This window comes from Streptomyces sp. NPDC093089 (assembly GCF_044754405.1).
Classification (GTDB): Bacteria; Actinomycetota; Actinomycetes; order Streptomycetales; family Streptomycetaceae; genus Streptomyces.
This window is the reverse complement of sequence record NZ_JBIVPA010000011.1, coordinates 39,716-54,677: the sequence shown is the minus strand read 5'-3', so window position 1 is coordinate 54,677 and position 14,962 is coordinate 39,716. Positions and strand designations below refer to the sequence as shown.

The 14,962-nt window shown below is 72.4% G+C and carries 15 protein-coding genes; 11 read left to right on the top strand and 4 right to left on the bottom strand.

Translation table 11 applies throughout. From position 1 onward, the window contains the following. Positions 1–52 precede the first annotated feature (52 nt). Complete coding sequence (locus tag ACIQFX_RS25420) at positions 53–1,024, top strand: GlxA family transcriptional regulator (RefSeq protein WP_402467564.1); 972 nt, start codon at positions 53–55, stop codon at positions 1,022–1,024. A 67-nt stretch (positions 1,025–1,091) separates the two neighbouring features. Further along, positions 1,092–1,736, top strand: a complete 645-nt coding sequence (locus ACIQFX_RS25415; RefSeq protein ID WP_402467561.1) for a DJ-1/PfpI family protein — start codon at positions 1,092–1,094, stop codon at positions 1,734–1,736. A 16-nt stretch (positions 1,737–1,752) separates the two neighbouring features. Here the strand turns inward: ACIQFX_RS25415 and ACIQFX_RS25410 are convergent, their stop codons facing one another. After that, a complete protein-coding gene (locus tag ACIQFX_RS25410; protein ID WP_402467558.1) occupies positions 1,753–2,496 on the bottom strand; it encodes an enoyl-CoA hydratase/isomerase family protein in 744 nt (247 codons plus the stop codon). 392 nt (positions 2,497–2,888) lie between these two features. Here ACIQFX_RS25410 and ACIQFX_RS25405 point away from each other — a divergent pair, with 392 nt between their 5' ends. After that, entirely contained in the window at positions 2,889–3,407 is a 519-nt protein-coding gene (locus ACIQFX_RS25405) for an ATP-binding protein (protein ID WP_402468202.1), read from the top strand. Here ACIQFX_RS25405 and idi read toward each other — a convergent pair. The 3 genes from idi to ACIQFX_RS25390 form a co-directional block, all read right to left on the bottom strand. Further along, positions 3,373–3,993: an isopentenyl-diphosphate Delta-isomerase gene (idi, locus tag ACIQFX_RS25400; RefSeq protein ID WP_402467555.1), complete on the bottom strand. Its 621-nt coding sequence runs from the start codon at positions 3,991–3,993 to the stop codon at positions 3,373–3,375. The genes ACIQFX_RS25405 and idi overlap by 35 nt on opposite strands. A 150-nt stretch (positions 3,994–4,143) precedes the next feature. Further along, positions 4,144–5,406 carry a GNAT family N-acetyltransferase gene (locus tag ACIQFX_RS25395; RefSeq protein ID WP_402467552.1) on the bottom strand — a complete coding sequence of 421 codons (1,263 nt, stop codon included), beginning with the start codon at positions 5,404–5,406 and terminating at the stop codon, positions 4,144–4,146. Positions 5,407–5,603: 197 nt separating this feature from the next. After that, positions 5,604–6,545, bottom strand: a complete 942-nt coding sequence (locus tag ACIQFX_RS25390; RefSeq protein WP_402467548.1) for a cation diffusion facilitator family transporter — start codon at positions 6,543–6,545, stop codon at positions 5,604–5,606. A gap of 424 nt (positions 6,546–6,969) precedes the next feature. Between ACIQFX_RS25390 and ACIQFX_RS25385 the strand changes: the two genes are divergently transcribed. The 8 genes from ACIQFX_RS25385 to ACIQFX_RS25350 all read left to right on the top strand — a co-directional run bounded on the left by ACIQFX_RS25385 (position 6,970) and on the right by ACIQFX_RS25350 (position 14,764). Next, positions 6,970–8,781: a DUF5941 domain-containing protein gene (locus ACIQFX_RS25385; protein WP_402468200.1), complete on the top strand. Its 1,812-nt coding sequence runs from the start codon at positions 6,970–6,972 to the stop codon at positions 8,779–8,781. After that, on the top strand, positions 8,778–9,515 hold the full coding sequence (locus ACIQFX_RS25380) for a sugar phosphate nucleotidyltransferase (RefSeq protein WP_367819857.1): 738 nt from the start codon (positions 8,778–8,780) through the stop codon (positions 9,513–9,515). Before ACIQFX_RS25385 ends, ACIQFX_RS25380 begins: the two co-directional genes overlap by 4 nt. Beyond that, the gene (locus ACIQFX_RS25375) at positions 9,503–10,564 is read left to right on the top strand and encodes an iron-containing alcohol dehydrogenase family protein (protein WP_402467545.1); all 1,062 of its coding nucleotides are present in this window, start codon (positions 9,503–9,505) and stop codon (positions 10,562–10,564) included. Before ACIQFX_RS25380 ends, ACIQFX_RS25375 begins: the two co-directional genes overlap by 13 nt. Positions 10,565–10,574: 10 nt before the next feature. Then, positions 10,575–11,354, top strand: a complete 780-nt coding sequence (locus ACIQFX_RS25370; RefSeq protein ID WP_402467542.1) for a CDP-alcohol phosphatidyltransferase family protein — start codon at positions 10,575–10,577, stop codon at positions 11,352–11,354. A 47-nt stretch (positions 11,355–11,401) separates the two neighbouring features. Next, positions 11,402–12,247, top strand: a complete 846-nt coding sequence (locus ACIQFX_RS25365; protein WP_402468197.1) for a glycosyltransferase — start codon at positions 11,402–11,404, stop codon at positions 12,245–12,247. Between the two features lie 50 nt (positions 12,248–12,297). Next, complete coding sequence (locus tag ACIQFX_RS25360; RefSeq protein WP_402467537.1) at positions 12,298–13,227, top strand: ABC transporter permease; 930 nt, start codon at positions 12,298–12,300, stop codon at positions 13,225–13,227. After that, a complete protein-coding gene (locus ACIQFX_RS25355; protein ID WP_402467535.1) occupies positions 13,220–14,005 on the top strand; it encodes an ABC transporter ATP-binding protein in 786 nt (261 codons plus the stop codon). The genes ACIQFX_RS25360 and ACIQFX_RS25355 overlap by 8 nt, the downstream gene beginning before the upstream one ends. Positions 14,006–14,116: 111 nt before the next feature. After that, positions 14,117–14,764, top strand: a complete 648-nt coding sequence (locus tag ACIQFX_RS25350; protein WP_402467532.1) for a TetR/AcrR family transcriptional regulator — start codon at positions 14,117–14,119, stop codon at positions 14,762–14,764. Positions 14,765–14,962 lie beyond the last annotated feature (198 nt).

The following is a 14,962-nucleotide window of genomic DNA, read 5'->3' as shown; positions in this document are numbered from 1 at the left end:
AGGTGGGTTGCCCGTCATTGCGGACGCCGCGGACGCCGCGAAGGATGGAGGCATGACGCAGCGCCCCCTCCTCGTCGTCCTCTTCGACGACGTCCAGAGCCTCGACGTCACCGGACCCGTCGAGGTGTTCGCCGGTGCCGGCCGCGCCGCCGGCGACCCGGCCGCGTACCCCCTCAGGACCGCCTCCCTGGACGGCGGCCCGGTCCGCACGCACAGCGGCCTGCGCCTGCTTCCCGACACCACCCTCGACGAGGCCGTCGCCGACGGCCCGCCGCACACCCTCGTCGTCCCCGGCGGCGAGGGCACCCGGGCGCCCGACCCTGCCCTCGTCGACTGGCTGCGCACCCACGCGCCGCGCGCCCGGCGCCTGGTGTCCGTCTGCACGGGGGCGCTGCTGCTCGCCGAGGCCGGTCTCCTCGACGGGCACCGGGCCACCACCCACTGGGTCGCCTGCGACCACCTCGCCCGCTGCTACCCCGACGTCGACGTCGACCCCGACCCGATCTTCGTACGGGACGGAAGGCTCGCCACCTCCGCCGGCGTCACCGCGGGCATCGACCTCGCCCTCGCCCTCGTCGAGGAGGACCTCGGCCGGGACGTGGCCCTCACCGTCGCCCGCCACCTGGTCGTCTTCCTGCGCCGCCCCGGCAACCAGGCCCAGTTCAGCGCCCAGCTGTCCGCCCAGACCGCCCGCCGGGAGCCGCTGCGCGAGCTCCAGCACTGGATCACCGAGCATCCCGACGCCGACCTCTCCGTCGACGCCCTCGCCGCCCGCGCCCGCCTCTCGCCCCGCCACTTCGCCCGTGCCTTCCACGCGGAGACCGGCACCCCGCCCGGCCGCTACGTCGACCGGGTCCGGCTCGAACACGCCCGCCGCCTCCTGGAGGAGACCTCGCGCGGCGTCGAAGAGGTCGCCCGCGCCTCCGGCTACGGCACCCCGGAGTCCATGCGCCGCGCCTTCCTCAAGGCGCTCGGCACCGCACCGGCGGAGTACCGCCGCCGCTTCCACGCACCTGTCGCCTGACACGCGCCCGCCCGACGGGGGGCGACCGAATCATCGGAGTCATCCGAGTCGACCGAAGGGAACCACCGTGCAGATCGCCGTCCTGCTCTACGACCGCTTCACCACCCTCGACGCCGTCGGGCCGTACGAGCTCCTCGCCCGCCTCCCCGGAGCCGAGACCGTCTTCGTGGCCAAGGAGGCCGGGCCGGTCCGCAACGACCAGGGCAGCCTGGCCCTCGTCGCCGACAAGAGCCTCGCCGAGGTCCCGAGCCCGGACATCGTGCTCGTCCCCGGCGGACCCGACGCGCGCGTGGCCATGCACGACCAGGAGACCCTGGACTGGCTGCGCGCGGCCGACGCCACCAGCACCTGGACCACCTCGGTGTGCACCGGTTCGCTGATCCTCGCCGCGGCCGGCCTGCTGAAGGACCGCCGGGCGACCACCCACTGGCTCGCCTTCGACGAACTGCGCGCCCAGGGCGTCGAGCCGACCGGCGAGCGGGTCGTCTTCGACGGCAAGTACGTCACGGCCGCCGGGGTCTCCTCCGGCATCGACATGGCGCTGCACCTGCTCGGCAGGATCGCCGGCGACGAGGTCGCCCAGACGATCCAGCTGCTCACCGAGTACGACCCCCAGCCGCCCTACGACGCGGGATCCCCGGAGAAGGCCCCGGCGGCGATCGTCGCGCACTGGCGGGGTACGGACACCAGGGACCTCGTCAAGGAGGGCTGAGACCCCGCCCGCGGTCTCAGCGGCCGTACGTGAAGCGGGGCGCGCGGCGCTCCACGAAGGCGGCGACGCCCTCCGCGGTGTCGCCGCTGCCGCGTGCCTGCTCCGCCCAGTGGGCGTCGCGGTCGAGGCGCCCGTCGGCGAACTCCTTGGCGGCCGCCTGGGTCAGCAGCGAGCGTGAGGCGAGGATCCGGGTGAACTCGGCCACCCGCTTGTCCAGTTCGCCCGCCGGGTGGAGCTCGTCCACGAATCCGGTGCGCAGCGCCCGGTCCGCGTCGATCAACTCGCCCGAGAACAGCAGGTACTTGGCGGTCGAGGGCCCCACGAGGGCGGTGAGCCTGCGGGTCGACGAGGACGGGTAGACGATGCCGAGCTTCGACGGCGTGATCCCGAAGCGGGTGCCCTCCTCGGCGAAGCGCAGGTCGCAGGCGGCAGCGAGCTGGCTGCCGCCGCCGACGCAGAAGCCCCGGACGGCGGCCAGGGTCGGCTTCGGGAAGGCGGCGAGCGCCTCCTCGGCCCGTACCGCGAGCGTCTGCTGCTCGTCCCCGGGCTCCCGCAGCGTCGAGATGTCCGCGCCCGCGCAGAACGTGTCCCCCTCGCCGGTGAGGACGAGCGCCCGCACCGAGGAGTCGGCGGCGAGCCGCTCCAGGACACCGGGCAGCGTGCGCCACATGCCGGCGCTCATCGCGTTGCGCTTGGCGGGGTTGGCGATGACGACGGTGGCGACCCCGTCCGTGACGCTGTCCTTCAGCTGCGGCTCCATGGGCCGGATGCTATCCGCCGGACCCGAACGCACGATCAGGAAGGGGCCGCTCCGAGGAGGCGCCGCAAGGCCGAGGACGCCCGTGGCACCACCGGCGTGCCGACCCCGTCCAGGACATGGCCCGTCAGGGGAAGAAGCCGAGGCGCGGATTCGGCTGGCCGGCGGTGCTCGGCGCGTCGTCGGTATGGTGACCCCGCCGGTGCCGGCGACGGGTACATCGTCGGAGTCATCAGAAAGCATGCAGGATCGGTCGAACAACTGACGTCGGCATACTCAGGTGGTCAGAAGGCGGCCGATAAGTGTCGACTTCTGGTCAGTAGGCCGGTCTGCCCACGCGGATTGCCAAGACTCGATCCGTGGCGAGAATCGAGCACGAGGGTGGGAACGGGACCGTGGACACCCACGGAGGCGTCCCCACCCGGCAACCGTCCTACGAAGGAGTCTGGCGCTTCACCGCGGCCGCGGTCGACGTCTCCGTCCCGCAGGCCCGGCACGCCGTACGCGACCTGCTGGTCCGCCAGGGCGTCCCCCTCCACGAGGAGATCATGGACGGCCTGCTGCTGATCGTCTCCGAGCTGGTCACCAACGCCGTGCGGCACGCGGCGCTGCTGTCCCCGGAGATAGCGGTGGAGGTGGCCATCGGCCCCGAGTGGATCCGGGTGTCCGTCGAGGACAACCACCCGTACCGCCCCAAAGCGCTGGAAGCGGACTACGGGCAGACGGGCGGGCGCGGGCTGCTGCTCGTCCGGGAGGTCGCCCAGGAGGCCGGCGGCGCCTGCGACGTCGAGCACACCGCGACCGGAGGGAAGATCATCTGGGCGGCGCTGCCCCTGGCCCCGATGGCACCGGGGCCGGGGAGCGCGCCGCTCCCGACGGTCACCAGCCCCCGGACGGACCCGTCAGCTCCCTGACGGCCGGACGCGCCGCGTCGAGCACCGTCATGAACCAGGCGGAGAACGGCGCGGCGGCGTGGCGCTCGACCAGCTCGTCGGCGGTCACGAAGACGGTGTCCTCGATCTCCTCCGGGTCCGGCCGCGGCTCGGCCTGCACGAGGCCGACGAAGAGGTGGTTGAACTCCTGCTCCACCAGGCCCGACGCGGGGTCCGGGTGGTTGTAGCGGACGGTGCCGGCCTCGGCGAGCAGCGTCGGCGAGACGCCGAGCTCCTCGAAGGTCCGCCGGGCCGCCGCGGCGAACGGCGCCTCGCCCGGGTAGGGGTGGCCGCAGCAGGTGTTCGACCACACGCCGGGGGAGTGGTACTTGCCGAGCGCCCGGCGCTGGAGCAGCAGGCGCCCCTCCTCGTCGAAGAGGAAGACGGAGAAGGCGCGGTGGAGCTGACCCGGCGCCTGGTGGGCGGCGAGCTTCTCCGCCGTGCCGATGGTCCTCCCCTCCTCGTCGACCAGTTCGAGCATGATCGGCGCCGCGGCTCCGGACGTCTGGACACCGTTCGACGTGATCTCCGGCGAGACGTGAGCCGCGGTGGCTGGTGTGGTCGGCATACCCATCCTTCGCTTCGGTCCTCGGCCCGGTGGGGCCACCACAGTCTGCCGTACAAAACCGGCTTGTCCGTACTTCGTCGGCCGGACGTGGCCGCTCCCGCCGGACCGGAGGGCACCGGTGCGGCGGGAGCGGGAGCGCGCCGCAGGAGCCTAGACGCCGAAAGCCGCCGGATAGACGAGGGTGCCCGCCGGAACCGGCGCGGAGTCGTCCACGACGAGCGCCATCATCGCCTCGTCCGGGACCTCGAAACCTGGCTTGATTCCGTACGCGGACGCCCGTACGAATCCGAACCGCGGGTAGTACTCCGGATGGCCCAGCACGAGCACGAGCCGCTCGCCCCGCAGCCGGGCCGCGTCGAGCACCGCCCGGACGACGGCCTGCCCGGCACCCGTCCGCTGGTGCGCCGGCGCCACCGACACCGGCGCGAGCGCCGCCGCGGGGGCGCCGCCCACCCGGCAGCGGGTGATCAGCGCGTGCGCCGCGACCGTGCCGTCCGGCGCCTCGGCCACGTACGAAAGACCGGGCAGCCAGGCGTCGGCGTCGAGCCGGAGCGCCTCGACGAGGTCGGCCTCGGTCGCGGAGGGCGCGGCCTCCGAACCGAAGGCCGTCGCCACGACCCGGCGGATCGCCGCCGTGTCGCCGTCGGTCTCCGTGCGGGTCCGCCAGCGCGGATCCGCGGGCCGCAGGACGAAGCCCGCGTAGCCGTAGTCGGAGCCGTGCTCGCGCCGCAGCGCGATCTCGGCGCGCGCCCCCGCCACCGCCTCGGCCATGCCGGGCACGGCGGTGTCCGCCGCGTCGGCACGGGCGGCGAGCGGGACGTAGTACTCGTCCCAGTCGCTCTCGGGCTGCGGGACGGTGCCCAGGACGTGGTAGCCGGCCCCGACCGCCGCCGCCGCGTTCCCGCCGACGGTACGGAGCCGGTAGTGCTCCTCCCAGAAGGAGCGGGCCGCCGGGCCCGGCTCGTCGGTGGTCCAGACGCACTCGGTGAGGACCAGTGTGCCGCCGGGAGCGAGCAGCCTGCGCCACTCGGCCAGCGCCCGGTCGAAGCCGAGGACGAAGACCGAGCTCTCGGCCCAGACCAGGTCGAAGGAGCCGTCCGGGAACGGCAGCGCGCCCATGTCGGCGCGCAGGGTGCGGATCGAGCCGTCGAGCCCGCGGGCCGCGGCGCTCGCGCGCAGCTCGGCGAGGAACGGCTCGTGGGTGTCGACGGCCGTCACCTCGGCGCCCGCCTCGGCGGCCAGGAGCAGCGCGCTGCGGCCCGGGCCGCAGCCCAGGTCGAGGACGCGCGGACGCTCCGGAAGCGGCCCGGAGAGGGCGAGGAGCCGACGGGTGGTGGCGTCGGAGCCGGGGCCCTGCCGCGGCAGACCGCGGTGCAGGGCGAAGAAGGAGTCGTGCAGAGCGTTGTCGGACAACGTGGGAATCCCTTGGTGGAAGGGTCCCGGCCGACGACGTGACGGACCGGTGGGAGTACCGGGATCAGGTCAGCCGGAGACCCGGAAGCTGAAGCTGGACCGGGTGCTGCCGCACTGGGCAGCCTCCATCGCGACGGTCATCAACCTCAGCTCCTCTCCCCACGCGTTCGTACGAAAAGGCTAACAGGAGGTTCCGCTCAGAGGCAGAGCTTCGCCTCGTGCTCCGCGTGACCCACCGGCTCCAGCTGGAAGGTGCAGTGCTCCACGTCGAAGTGCGACCCCAGGCACCCCTGGAGGGCGTGCAGCATCTTCTCGTGCCCGACCGAGTCGAGCGCGCCCTGGTCCACCACCACGTGCGCCGAGAGCACCGGCATCCCCGAGGTGATCGTCCACGCGTGCAGGTCGTGCACGTCCTCCACCCCCGGGAGGGCCAGGATGTGCGCCCGCACCTCCGCCATGTCGACGCCCTTGGGCGCCGCCTCCAGGAGGACGTCGAGGGTCTCGCGCAGCAGCTTGAGCGTCCGGGGGACGATCATCAGGCCGATCACGATCGAGGCGATCGGGTCGGCGTACTGCCAGCCGGTGGCCAGGATGATGCCGGCCGCGACGATCACCGTGACCGAGCCCAGGGCGTCCGCGAGCACCTCCAGGTACGCCCCGCGCACGTTGAGGCTCTCCTTCTGGCCCCGCACGAGCAGCGACAGCGAGATCATGTTGGCCACCAGGCCGACCACCGCGAACGCGATGGTCAGACCGCCCTTGGTCTCGGCCGGCTCCAGGAACCGCTGGATCGCCTCGTACAGCACGTAGCCGCCGACGACGAGCAGCAGCAGGCAGTTGGCCAGCGCGGCCAGGATCTCCGCCCGGGCGAACCCGAAGGTGCGGTTGCCGGACGGCGGCCGGTTGGCGAAGTGGATCGCGAGCAGGGCCATCGCGAGGCCGACCGCGTCCGTCGCCATGTGCGCCGCGTCGGCGATCAGCGCGAGCGAGTCGGCGACCAGACCGCCGATGATCTCGATCACCATCACGGAGAGCGTGATGCCGAGTGCGATCCGCAGTCGGTTCCGGTACGCGGCCCCCGCGGTGCCCGTCGGGGGCGGGCCCCCGTGACTGTGTCCGTGGTCGTGTCCAGCCCCCATGACATGGCCTCCCGGTCGTGTCGTCCGTTGTGCGCCCGATGGTTCCCGGTTGGCAAGTGAACTACGGGTGGGGGGTATGTGCAACACGGTACTGAACACCGTTGTCATATGCTCTGACCTGCGAATATTCGAAGACGCCCGGTCGCGGTCCGCGCCGCCCCCCGACCGCTCCCCGAGCATCGGCCGGGCGCGGTTTGTGAGGTGGGCCACCGATCGCCCATGATGATCACCGCCACACGGGCGCACGCGTACGGCCGCGGGTGGGCCCGGGGGAGTCCGGCCCGCGAAGCCTCGGTGAACTCGCGTTCCCGTTCATCCGATAGCCTCAGCCGACGTGTAGCCGCCCGGTACAGGGCGGCACCGCCGCGCCCGGGGCCGCCGTGAGCCCCGCCGGCCCTCCGTCAGCTCCAAGGAGTGAGTTCGTCTGTCGACCGCCATCCTCACCGGCCCGCCGGCACCCGGATCCTCGCTCGACGGAGATCTGCGGTCGCTCGGCTTCGACGTCCGGATCGCCTCCGGTGCCGAGGAGACCGGCGCCCTGCTGGCCACCGTCCCGGCGGGTGAGCGCGTCGCGCTCGTCGACCCCCGCTTCGTCGGCCACGTGCACGCGCTGCGCCTCGCCCTCACCGACCCCCGGTTCCCGGCCGCGGCCGTGTCCGGCGCGCTCAGCGCGCAGAGCGCGGCCCGCCCGGCGCTCGCCCGCGCGCTGACCGAGGTCGCGAAGACGCCCGCCGCCCCCGGCGCCGGCATCCTCACCGACGACCTCACCGGCACGCTCGCCGAGGCCCTCGACGCCGACGGCGTCGCCGTACACCGGCCCGCGCTCGGCACCCTCGTCGCCACCGTGCCCACCGACGCCGAGGCCCGCCACCAGGCGCGCGCCGCCGTCGACGCCGTCGACGACGAGGCCGTCCGCCTGCGCACGGCGGTCAAGGCCCACGACGGCTTCTTCACCACCTTCTTCGTCAGCACGTACTCGCGCTACGTCGCCCGCTGGTGCGCGCGGCGCGGACTGACCCCCAACCAGGTCACCACCGCCTCGCTGCTCACCGCCCTGATCGCGGCCGGCTGCGCGGCGACCGGCGAGCGCGCCGGCTACATCGCCTCCGGCGTCCTGCTCCTCGTCTCCTTCGTCCTCGACTGCGCCGACGGGCAGCTCGCCCGCTACGCGCTGAAGTACTCGACGCTGGGCGCCTGGCTCGACGCCACCTTCGACCGCGCCAAGGAGTACGCCTTCTACGCGGGCCTCGCCCTCGGCGCCGCCCGCAACGGCGACGACGTCTGGGCGCTCGCGCTCGGCGCGATGGTCCTGATGACCTGCCGGCACGTCGTGGACTTCTCGTTCAACGAGGCCAACCACGACGCCACGGCCAACACCAGCCCCACCGCGGCCCTCTCCGGCCGGCTCGACAGCGTCGGATGGACCGTCTGGGCCCGCCGCATGATCATCCTGCCGATCGGCGAGCGCTGGGCCATGATCGCCGTGCTCATCGCCGTGACCAACCCCCGGATCGTCTTCTGGGCGCTGATCATCGGCGGCTCCTTCGGCGCCTGCTACACCACCGCCGGACGGGTGCTGCGCTCCCTGACCCGCAAGGCGAAGCGGACCGACCGCGCCGCCCAGGCCCTGGCCGACCTCGCCGACTCGGGGCCCGTCGCCGGGACCCTCGCGCGGCTCCGCTCCCGCGACGCCCGCCGCCACGCGGGCACGCCGCTGCTCGCGGCCCTCGGCGCGGTCGCCGTGCTCGGCGCGGCCCTCCTCCAGGGCGACCCGTGGGTCGTGGTGAGCGGCGCCGTCACCTACGCGCTGCTGTCCGGGCTCGCCGTCTCCCAGCCCCTCAAGGGCCCCCTCGACTGGCTCCTCCCGCCGCTCTTCCGCGCCGCCGAGTACGGCACCGTCCTGGTCCTCGCCGCGCGCTCCGACGCCGCCCAGGCGCTCCCCGCCGCATTCGGGCTGGTCGCGGCGGTCGCCTACCATCACTACGACACGGTGTACCGCATCCGCGGCGGCACCGGCGCGCCGCCCGCGTGGCTGGTGCGCGTCACCGGCGGACACGAGGGGCGCACGCTCCTGGTGGCCGTCCTCGCCGCCCTGCTGGCGGACCGCGGTGACGACTTCACCCTGGCACTGACCGCCCTCGCGGTCGCCGTCGCGCTCGTGGTGCTCGTGGAGTCCATCCGCTTCTGGGTCTCCTCCGGAGCACCCGCCGTTCACGACGAAGGAGAAACAGCATGATCGGCCTCGTACTCGCAGCCGGTGCCGGACGGCGTCTGCGCCCCTACACGGACACCCTCCCGAAGGCCCTCGTGCCCGTCGACGGCGAGACCACGATCCTCGACCTCACGCTGAAGAACTTCGCCGAGATCGGCCTCACCGAGGTCGCGATCGTCGTCGGCTACCGCAAGGAGGCCGTCTACGACCGCAAGGACGCCCTGGAGGCGAAGTACGGCCTCAAGATCACCCTCGTCGACAACGACAAGGCCGAGGAGTGGAACAACGCCTACTCCCTGTGGTGCGCGCGCGAGGAGCTCAAGCGCGGTGTGATCCTCGCCAACGGCGACACCGTCCACCCGGTCTCGGTCGAGAAGACCCTGCTCGCGGCCCGCGGCAACGGCCAGAAGATCATCCTCGCCCTCGACACGGTGAAGAACCTCGCCGACGAGGAGATGAAGGTCATCACCGCCGAGGACAAGGGCGTCCAGCGCATCACCAAGCTGATGGACCCGGCGACCGCCACCGGCGAGTACATCGGCGTCACGCTGATCGAGGCCGAGGCCGCCGAGGAGCTCGCCGACGCCCTCAAGGCCACCTTCGAGCGCGACCCCGACCTGTACTACGAGGACGGCTACCAGGAGCTGGTCAACCGCGGCTTCACCGTCGACGTGGCCCCCATCGGCGACGTCAAGTGGGTCGAGATCGACAACCACGACGACCTCGCGAAGGGCCGTGAGATCGCGTGCCAGTACTGACCCGGCTGATCCCCTCGCCGGTCGTCGTCGACATCCGCAGAGGAGCGCTGGACGACCTGTCCGCGCTCCTCGCGGACCAGCGGATCTCCAGCAACGGCAAGATCGCCGTCGCCATCAGCGGCGGCTCGGGCCTCAAGCTGCGCGACCACTTCGCCCCCGAGCTGCCGGGCGCCGACTGGTACCCGGTCTCGGGCGGCACGATCGACGAGGCCGTCAAGCTCGCCGACGCCATGCGCGGCAAGCGGTACGACGCCGTGGTCGCCCTCGGCGGCGGCAAGATCATCGACGTGACGAAGTACGCGGCGGCCCGGGTCGGTCTGCCGCTGGTGGCCATCGCCACCAACCTGTCGCACGACGGCATCTGCTCGCCGATCTCCACCCTGGACAACGACAACGGACGCGGCTCCTACGGCGTGCCGACCCCGATCGCTCTGGTCATCGACCTCGACGTGATCCGGGACGCCCCGGTCCGCTACGTCCGCTCCGGCATCGGCGACGCGATCTCCAACCTCTCCGCCATCGCGGACTGGGAGCTCTCCCACCGCGAGACCGGCGAACCCGTCGACGGCCTGGCCGCCGCAATGGCCCGCAGCGCCGGCGAGGCCGTGCTCCGCCACCCCGGCGGGGTGGGCGACGACGACTTCCTCGTCACCCTCTCCGAGGGCCTGGTGATGTCCGGCATCGCCATGTCGATCAGCGGGGACAGCCGCCCCTCCTCGGGCGCCTGCCACGAGATCAGCCACGCCTTCGACCTGCTCTTCCCGGCCCGCGCCGCCAGCCACGGCGAGCAGTGCGGCCTCGGAGCGGCCTTCGCGATGCACCTGCGCGGTGCCCCCGAGGCCTCCGCGCTGATGGTCGACACCCTGCGCCGGCACGGACTGCCCGTCCGGCCGGAGGAGATGGGCTTCACCGTGGACGAGTTCGTCCAGGCGGTGTCCTTCGCCCCGCAGACCCGGCCGGGCCGCTTCACCATCCTCGAACACCTCGACCTGTCCGACGACGACATCAGGGACGCGTACGCCGACTATGCAAAATCCATCGGTAGCTGAGGTCCGTCCGGTGCGGAAGCCCTCGGTAGCTGAGCTCCGACCGGTCGTCCACCCGCCCGGTGTGAAGGACCGGCGGAGCGGCGAGCACTGGGGCGGCCGCCTGTACATGCGGGAGATCTCGCTCAGGATCACCCGGCAGCTCGTCGTCACCAGGGTCACGCCGAACCAGCTCACGTACGTGATGACCCTCGCGGGCGTCCTGGCGCTGCCGGCCCTGCTGGTGCCCGGGATCCCCGGTGCGCTGCTCGGCGCGCTCATGGTCCAGCTCTACCTGCTGCTCGACTGCGTCGACGGCGAGGTGGCCCGCTGGAAGAAGCAGTACTCGCTCGCCGGCGTGTACCTGGACCGGGTCGGCGCGTACCTGTGCGACGCGGCCGTCCTCGTCGGCTTCGGCCTGCGCGCCGCCGACCTGTGGGGCTCGGGCGGGGCCGACTGGCTGTGGGCGTTCCTCGGGACCCTCGCCGCCCTCGGCGCCATCCTGATCAAGGCCGAGACCGACCTCGTCGGCGTCGCCCGCCACCAGGGCGGCCTGCCGCCGGTCAAGGAGGCGGCGTCCGAGCCGCGCTCCTCCGGCATGGCGCTGGCCCGCAAGGCGGCCGCGGCGCTGAAGTTCCACCGGCTCGTCCTCGGCATCGAGGCCTCGCTGCTGATCGTCGTCCTGGCCGTCGCCGACCAGATCCGCGGAGACCTGTTCTTCTCCCGGGTCGGCGTCGCCGTCCTCGCCGGCATCGCCCTCCTCCAGACCGTGCTGCACCTGGTGTCGATCATGGTCTCCAGCAGGCTGAAGTGAGGCCCGCCGTGAGCACTCCCCTCAAGGTGGGCGCCGTCGTCATCACGATGGGCAACCGTCCGGACGACCTGCGCGCGCTGATCGACTCGGTCGAGAAGCAGCAGGGCGAGCCGGTCGAGGTCGTCGTCGTCGGCCAGGGCACCCCGGTCACCGGGGTGCCCGACTGGGTGCGGACCGTGGACCTGCCCGAGAACGTCGGCATCCCGGCCGGCCGGAACGTCGGCATCGAGGCCTTCGGCCCCGGCGGCACCGACGTCGACGTCCTGCTGTTCCTCGACGACGACGGGCTGCTCGCCCACCCGGACACCGCCGAACTCGTCCGCCAGGCCTTCACCGCCGACCCGCGCCTGGGCATCATCAGCTTCCGCATCGCGGACCCGGAGACGGGGCGCACCCAGCGCCGGCACGTGCCGAGGCTGCGTGCCTCCGACCCGATGCGCTCCTCGCGGGTGACCACCTTCCTCGGTGGGGCCAACGCCGTCCGCACCAAGGTCTTCGCCGAAGTCGGCGGGCTGCCGGACGAGTTCTTCTACGCGCACGAGGAGACGGACCTCGCCTGGCGGGCGCTCGACGCCGACTGGATGATCGACTACCGTTCGGACATGGTGCTGTTGCACCCCACCACCGCCCCCTCCCGTCACGCCTCGTACCACTTCAACGTGGCTCGCAACCGAGTGTGGCTGGCACGTCGCAATCTGCCCGCGCCCCTGGTGCCGGTCTATCTCGGCGTCTGGCTCCTGCTCACCGTGGCCCGGCGGCCCTCGCTCCCCGCGCTGAAGGCATGGTTCGGCGGATTCCGCGAAGGCTGGGCGACCCCCTGCGGTCCGCGTCGTCCCATGAGGTGGCGTACGGTGTGGCGGCTGACCCGGCTGGGTCGCCCCCCGGTCGTCTGACATCGTGGTACCCGACGTGCCGCGCATCTTGCACACGAAAGTTTCGACTTGTGAGTGACACACACCAGGGCGGGGCGGTCGCGACGAGCGCGCCTCCGTCCGTCGACGAGGGCCTGTCCCCGGCCGCGCTCGCCGCGAAGTACGGCCTGTCGGTCAGCGGTGCCCGGCCCGGACTGCTCGAGTACGTCCGGGACCTGTGGAGCCGCCGCCACTTCATCGTGGCCTTCTCGTCGGCCAAGCTGACCGCGCAGTACAGCCAGGCGAAGCTGGGCCAGGTGTGGCAGGTGGCGACCCCGCTCCTGAACGCCCTGGTCTACTACCTGATCTTCGGGCTGATCCTCGGTGCCGGCAAAGGGCTGTCCAAGGACGTCTACATCCCGTTCCTGGTCACCGGCATCTTCGTGTTCACCTTCACCCAGAACTCCGTGATGGCGGGCGTCCGGGCGATCTCCGGCAACCTGGGCCTCGTCCGGGCCCTGCACTTCCCGCGCGCCACGCTGCCCATCTCCTTCTCGCTCCAGCAGCTCCAGCAGCTGCTGTTCTCGATGATCGTGCTGGTGGCGGTCGCGATCTCCTTCGGCAGCTACCCCTCGCTCCGCTGGGTGCTGCTGGTCCCCGCGCTGTTCCTGCAGTTCGTGTTCAACATCGGCCTGGCCATGATCATGGCCAGGATGGGCGCCAAGACGCCCGACCTCGCCCAGCTGATGCCGTTCGTCATGCGCACCTGGATGTACGCGTCGGGCGTCATGTTCTCCATCCCCGCGATGCTGGCCGACAAGCCCGCGTGGATCGCCGACGTCCTCATGTACAACCCGGCGGCCGTCTACATGGACCTCATCCGCTACGCCCTCATCGACGGCTACGGCGCCGAGAACCTGCCGTCGCACGTCTGGATGACCGCCCTCGGCTGGGCCGTGCTCTTCGGCATCGGCGGTTTCGTCTACTTCTGGAAGGCAGAGGAGAGGTACGGCCGTGGCTGACCGCAACGACTCCCACGTCCCCACCGTCATCTGCGACGACGTCCACATCGTCTACCGCGTCAACGCGGGCGGCGGCGGCAAGGGCAGCGCCACCGCGGCGCTCAGCCGGATCGTCGGCCGCGGCAAGGCCGAGGTCAGCCGGGGCGTCCGCAAGGTGCACGCGGTCCGCGGCGTCACCTTCACCGCCTACCGCGGCGAGGCCATCGGCCTCATCGGCTCCAACGGCTCCGGCAAGTCCACGCTGCTGCGCGCCGTCGCCGGCCTGCTGCCCACCGAGAGCGGCAAGGTCTTCACCGACGGCCAGCCCTCGCTCCTGGGCGTCAACGCGGCCCTGATGAACGACCTCACCGGCGAGCGCAACGTGATCCTGGGCGGCCTCGCCATGGGCATGAGCCGCGAGGAGGTGCGCGACCGCTACGAGGGGATCGTCGACTTCTCCGGCATCAACGAGAAGGGCGACTTCATCAGCCTGCCCATGCGCACGTACTCCTCCGGCATGGGCGCCCGGCTCCGCTTCGCCATCGCGGCTGCCAAGAACCACGACGTCCTCCTCATCGACGAGGCCCTCGCGACCGGTGACCGCAAGTTCCAGATCCGCTCCGAGGAGCGCATCCGCGAGCTCCGCAAGGAGGCCGGCACGGTCTTCCTGGTGAGCCACAGCAACAAGTCCATCCGGGACACCTGCGACCGGGTGCTGTGGCTGGAGAAGGGGCAGCTCCTGATGGACGGCCCCACGGACGAGGTCCTCAAGGCGTACGAGCGGGAGACCGCGCGCTGAGGTCGGTGTCGGAGCCCCCGCCGGAGTCGTCCGGTGGGGGCTCTTCCGTTTTTTGCGCGTCGCGCACACGCCCGGAATGTTCATGCGGTCAACATCGGGCAGGATGTGCACATGGCAGCCATCTCGGGGGGCAAGACCTATCACCACGGCGATCTGCGCAACGCGCTGATCTGCGCGGCCGTCGACCTCGCCACCGAGGGCGGTCCCGAACGGGTCGTCCTGCGCGAGGCGGCCCGCCGGGTCGGCGTCTCGCCCACCGCCGCGTACCGGCACTTCGACGGGCGGGGCGAGCTGCTCCGCACCGTCAGGATCCACGCGCAGCGGGCCCTCGCCGACTCCATGGAGCGGGCCGCCGCCCGCGAGCCCGGCGCCGACGACCCGGCCCTGGCGGCCGAACGCAGGCTCGCCGCGCTCTGCCGGGGGTACGTCGGCTTCGCCGTCGCGCAGCCCGGCCTGTACCGGGCCGCGTTCTGCATGGTCCGGCAGGGCGGTCCCGACGAGCCGGTGCCGGAGCACCGGGCCCCGGAGTCCGAGGTCCGCGCGTTCGCCCTGTTCGGGGAGGCGCTGGACGCGCTCTCCCGGGCCGGCGCCCCGCGGCGGGACGTCCTCCCGGCCGCCGGTGCCGCAGCGTGGTCGGCCGTTCATGGACTGTCACTCCTGCTGCTCGAAGGCCCCCTTCGGCGTCTTCCCGTCCAGCGCAGGAACGCCGTCGTCGAGACCACCCTCGCCATGGTCGTCTCCGGGGCCCGCGTCCCCTGACGCCCGCCGGGATGAACTCCCTTGTGTGGTAGGCGTGTTGACGACCCGTACGGGCGGGGTGCCGGATGTCCGCCACCCCCGAATGGCGACGGTCGTCGTACAACGTAAGCTGGACCGGTCTGATTCGCGGCAAGTAGGGCCATTCCCCACCGCCATCGGGCCTCCGAGTGGCGGCTCTACGGGCAGGGGTCGGCGGCG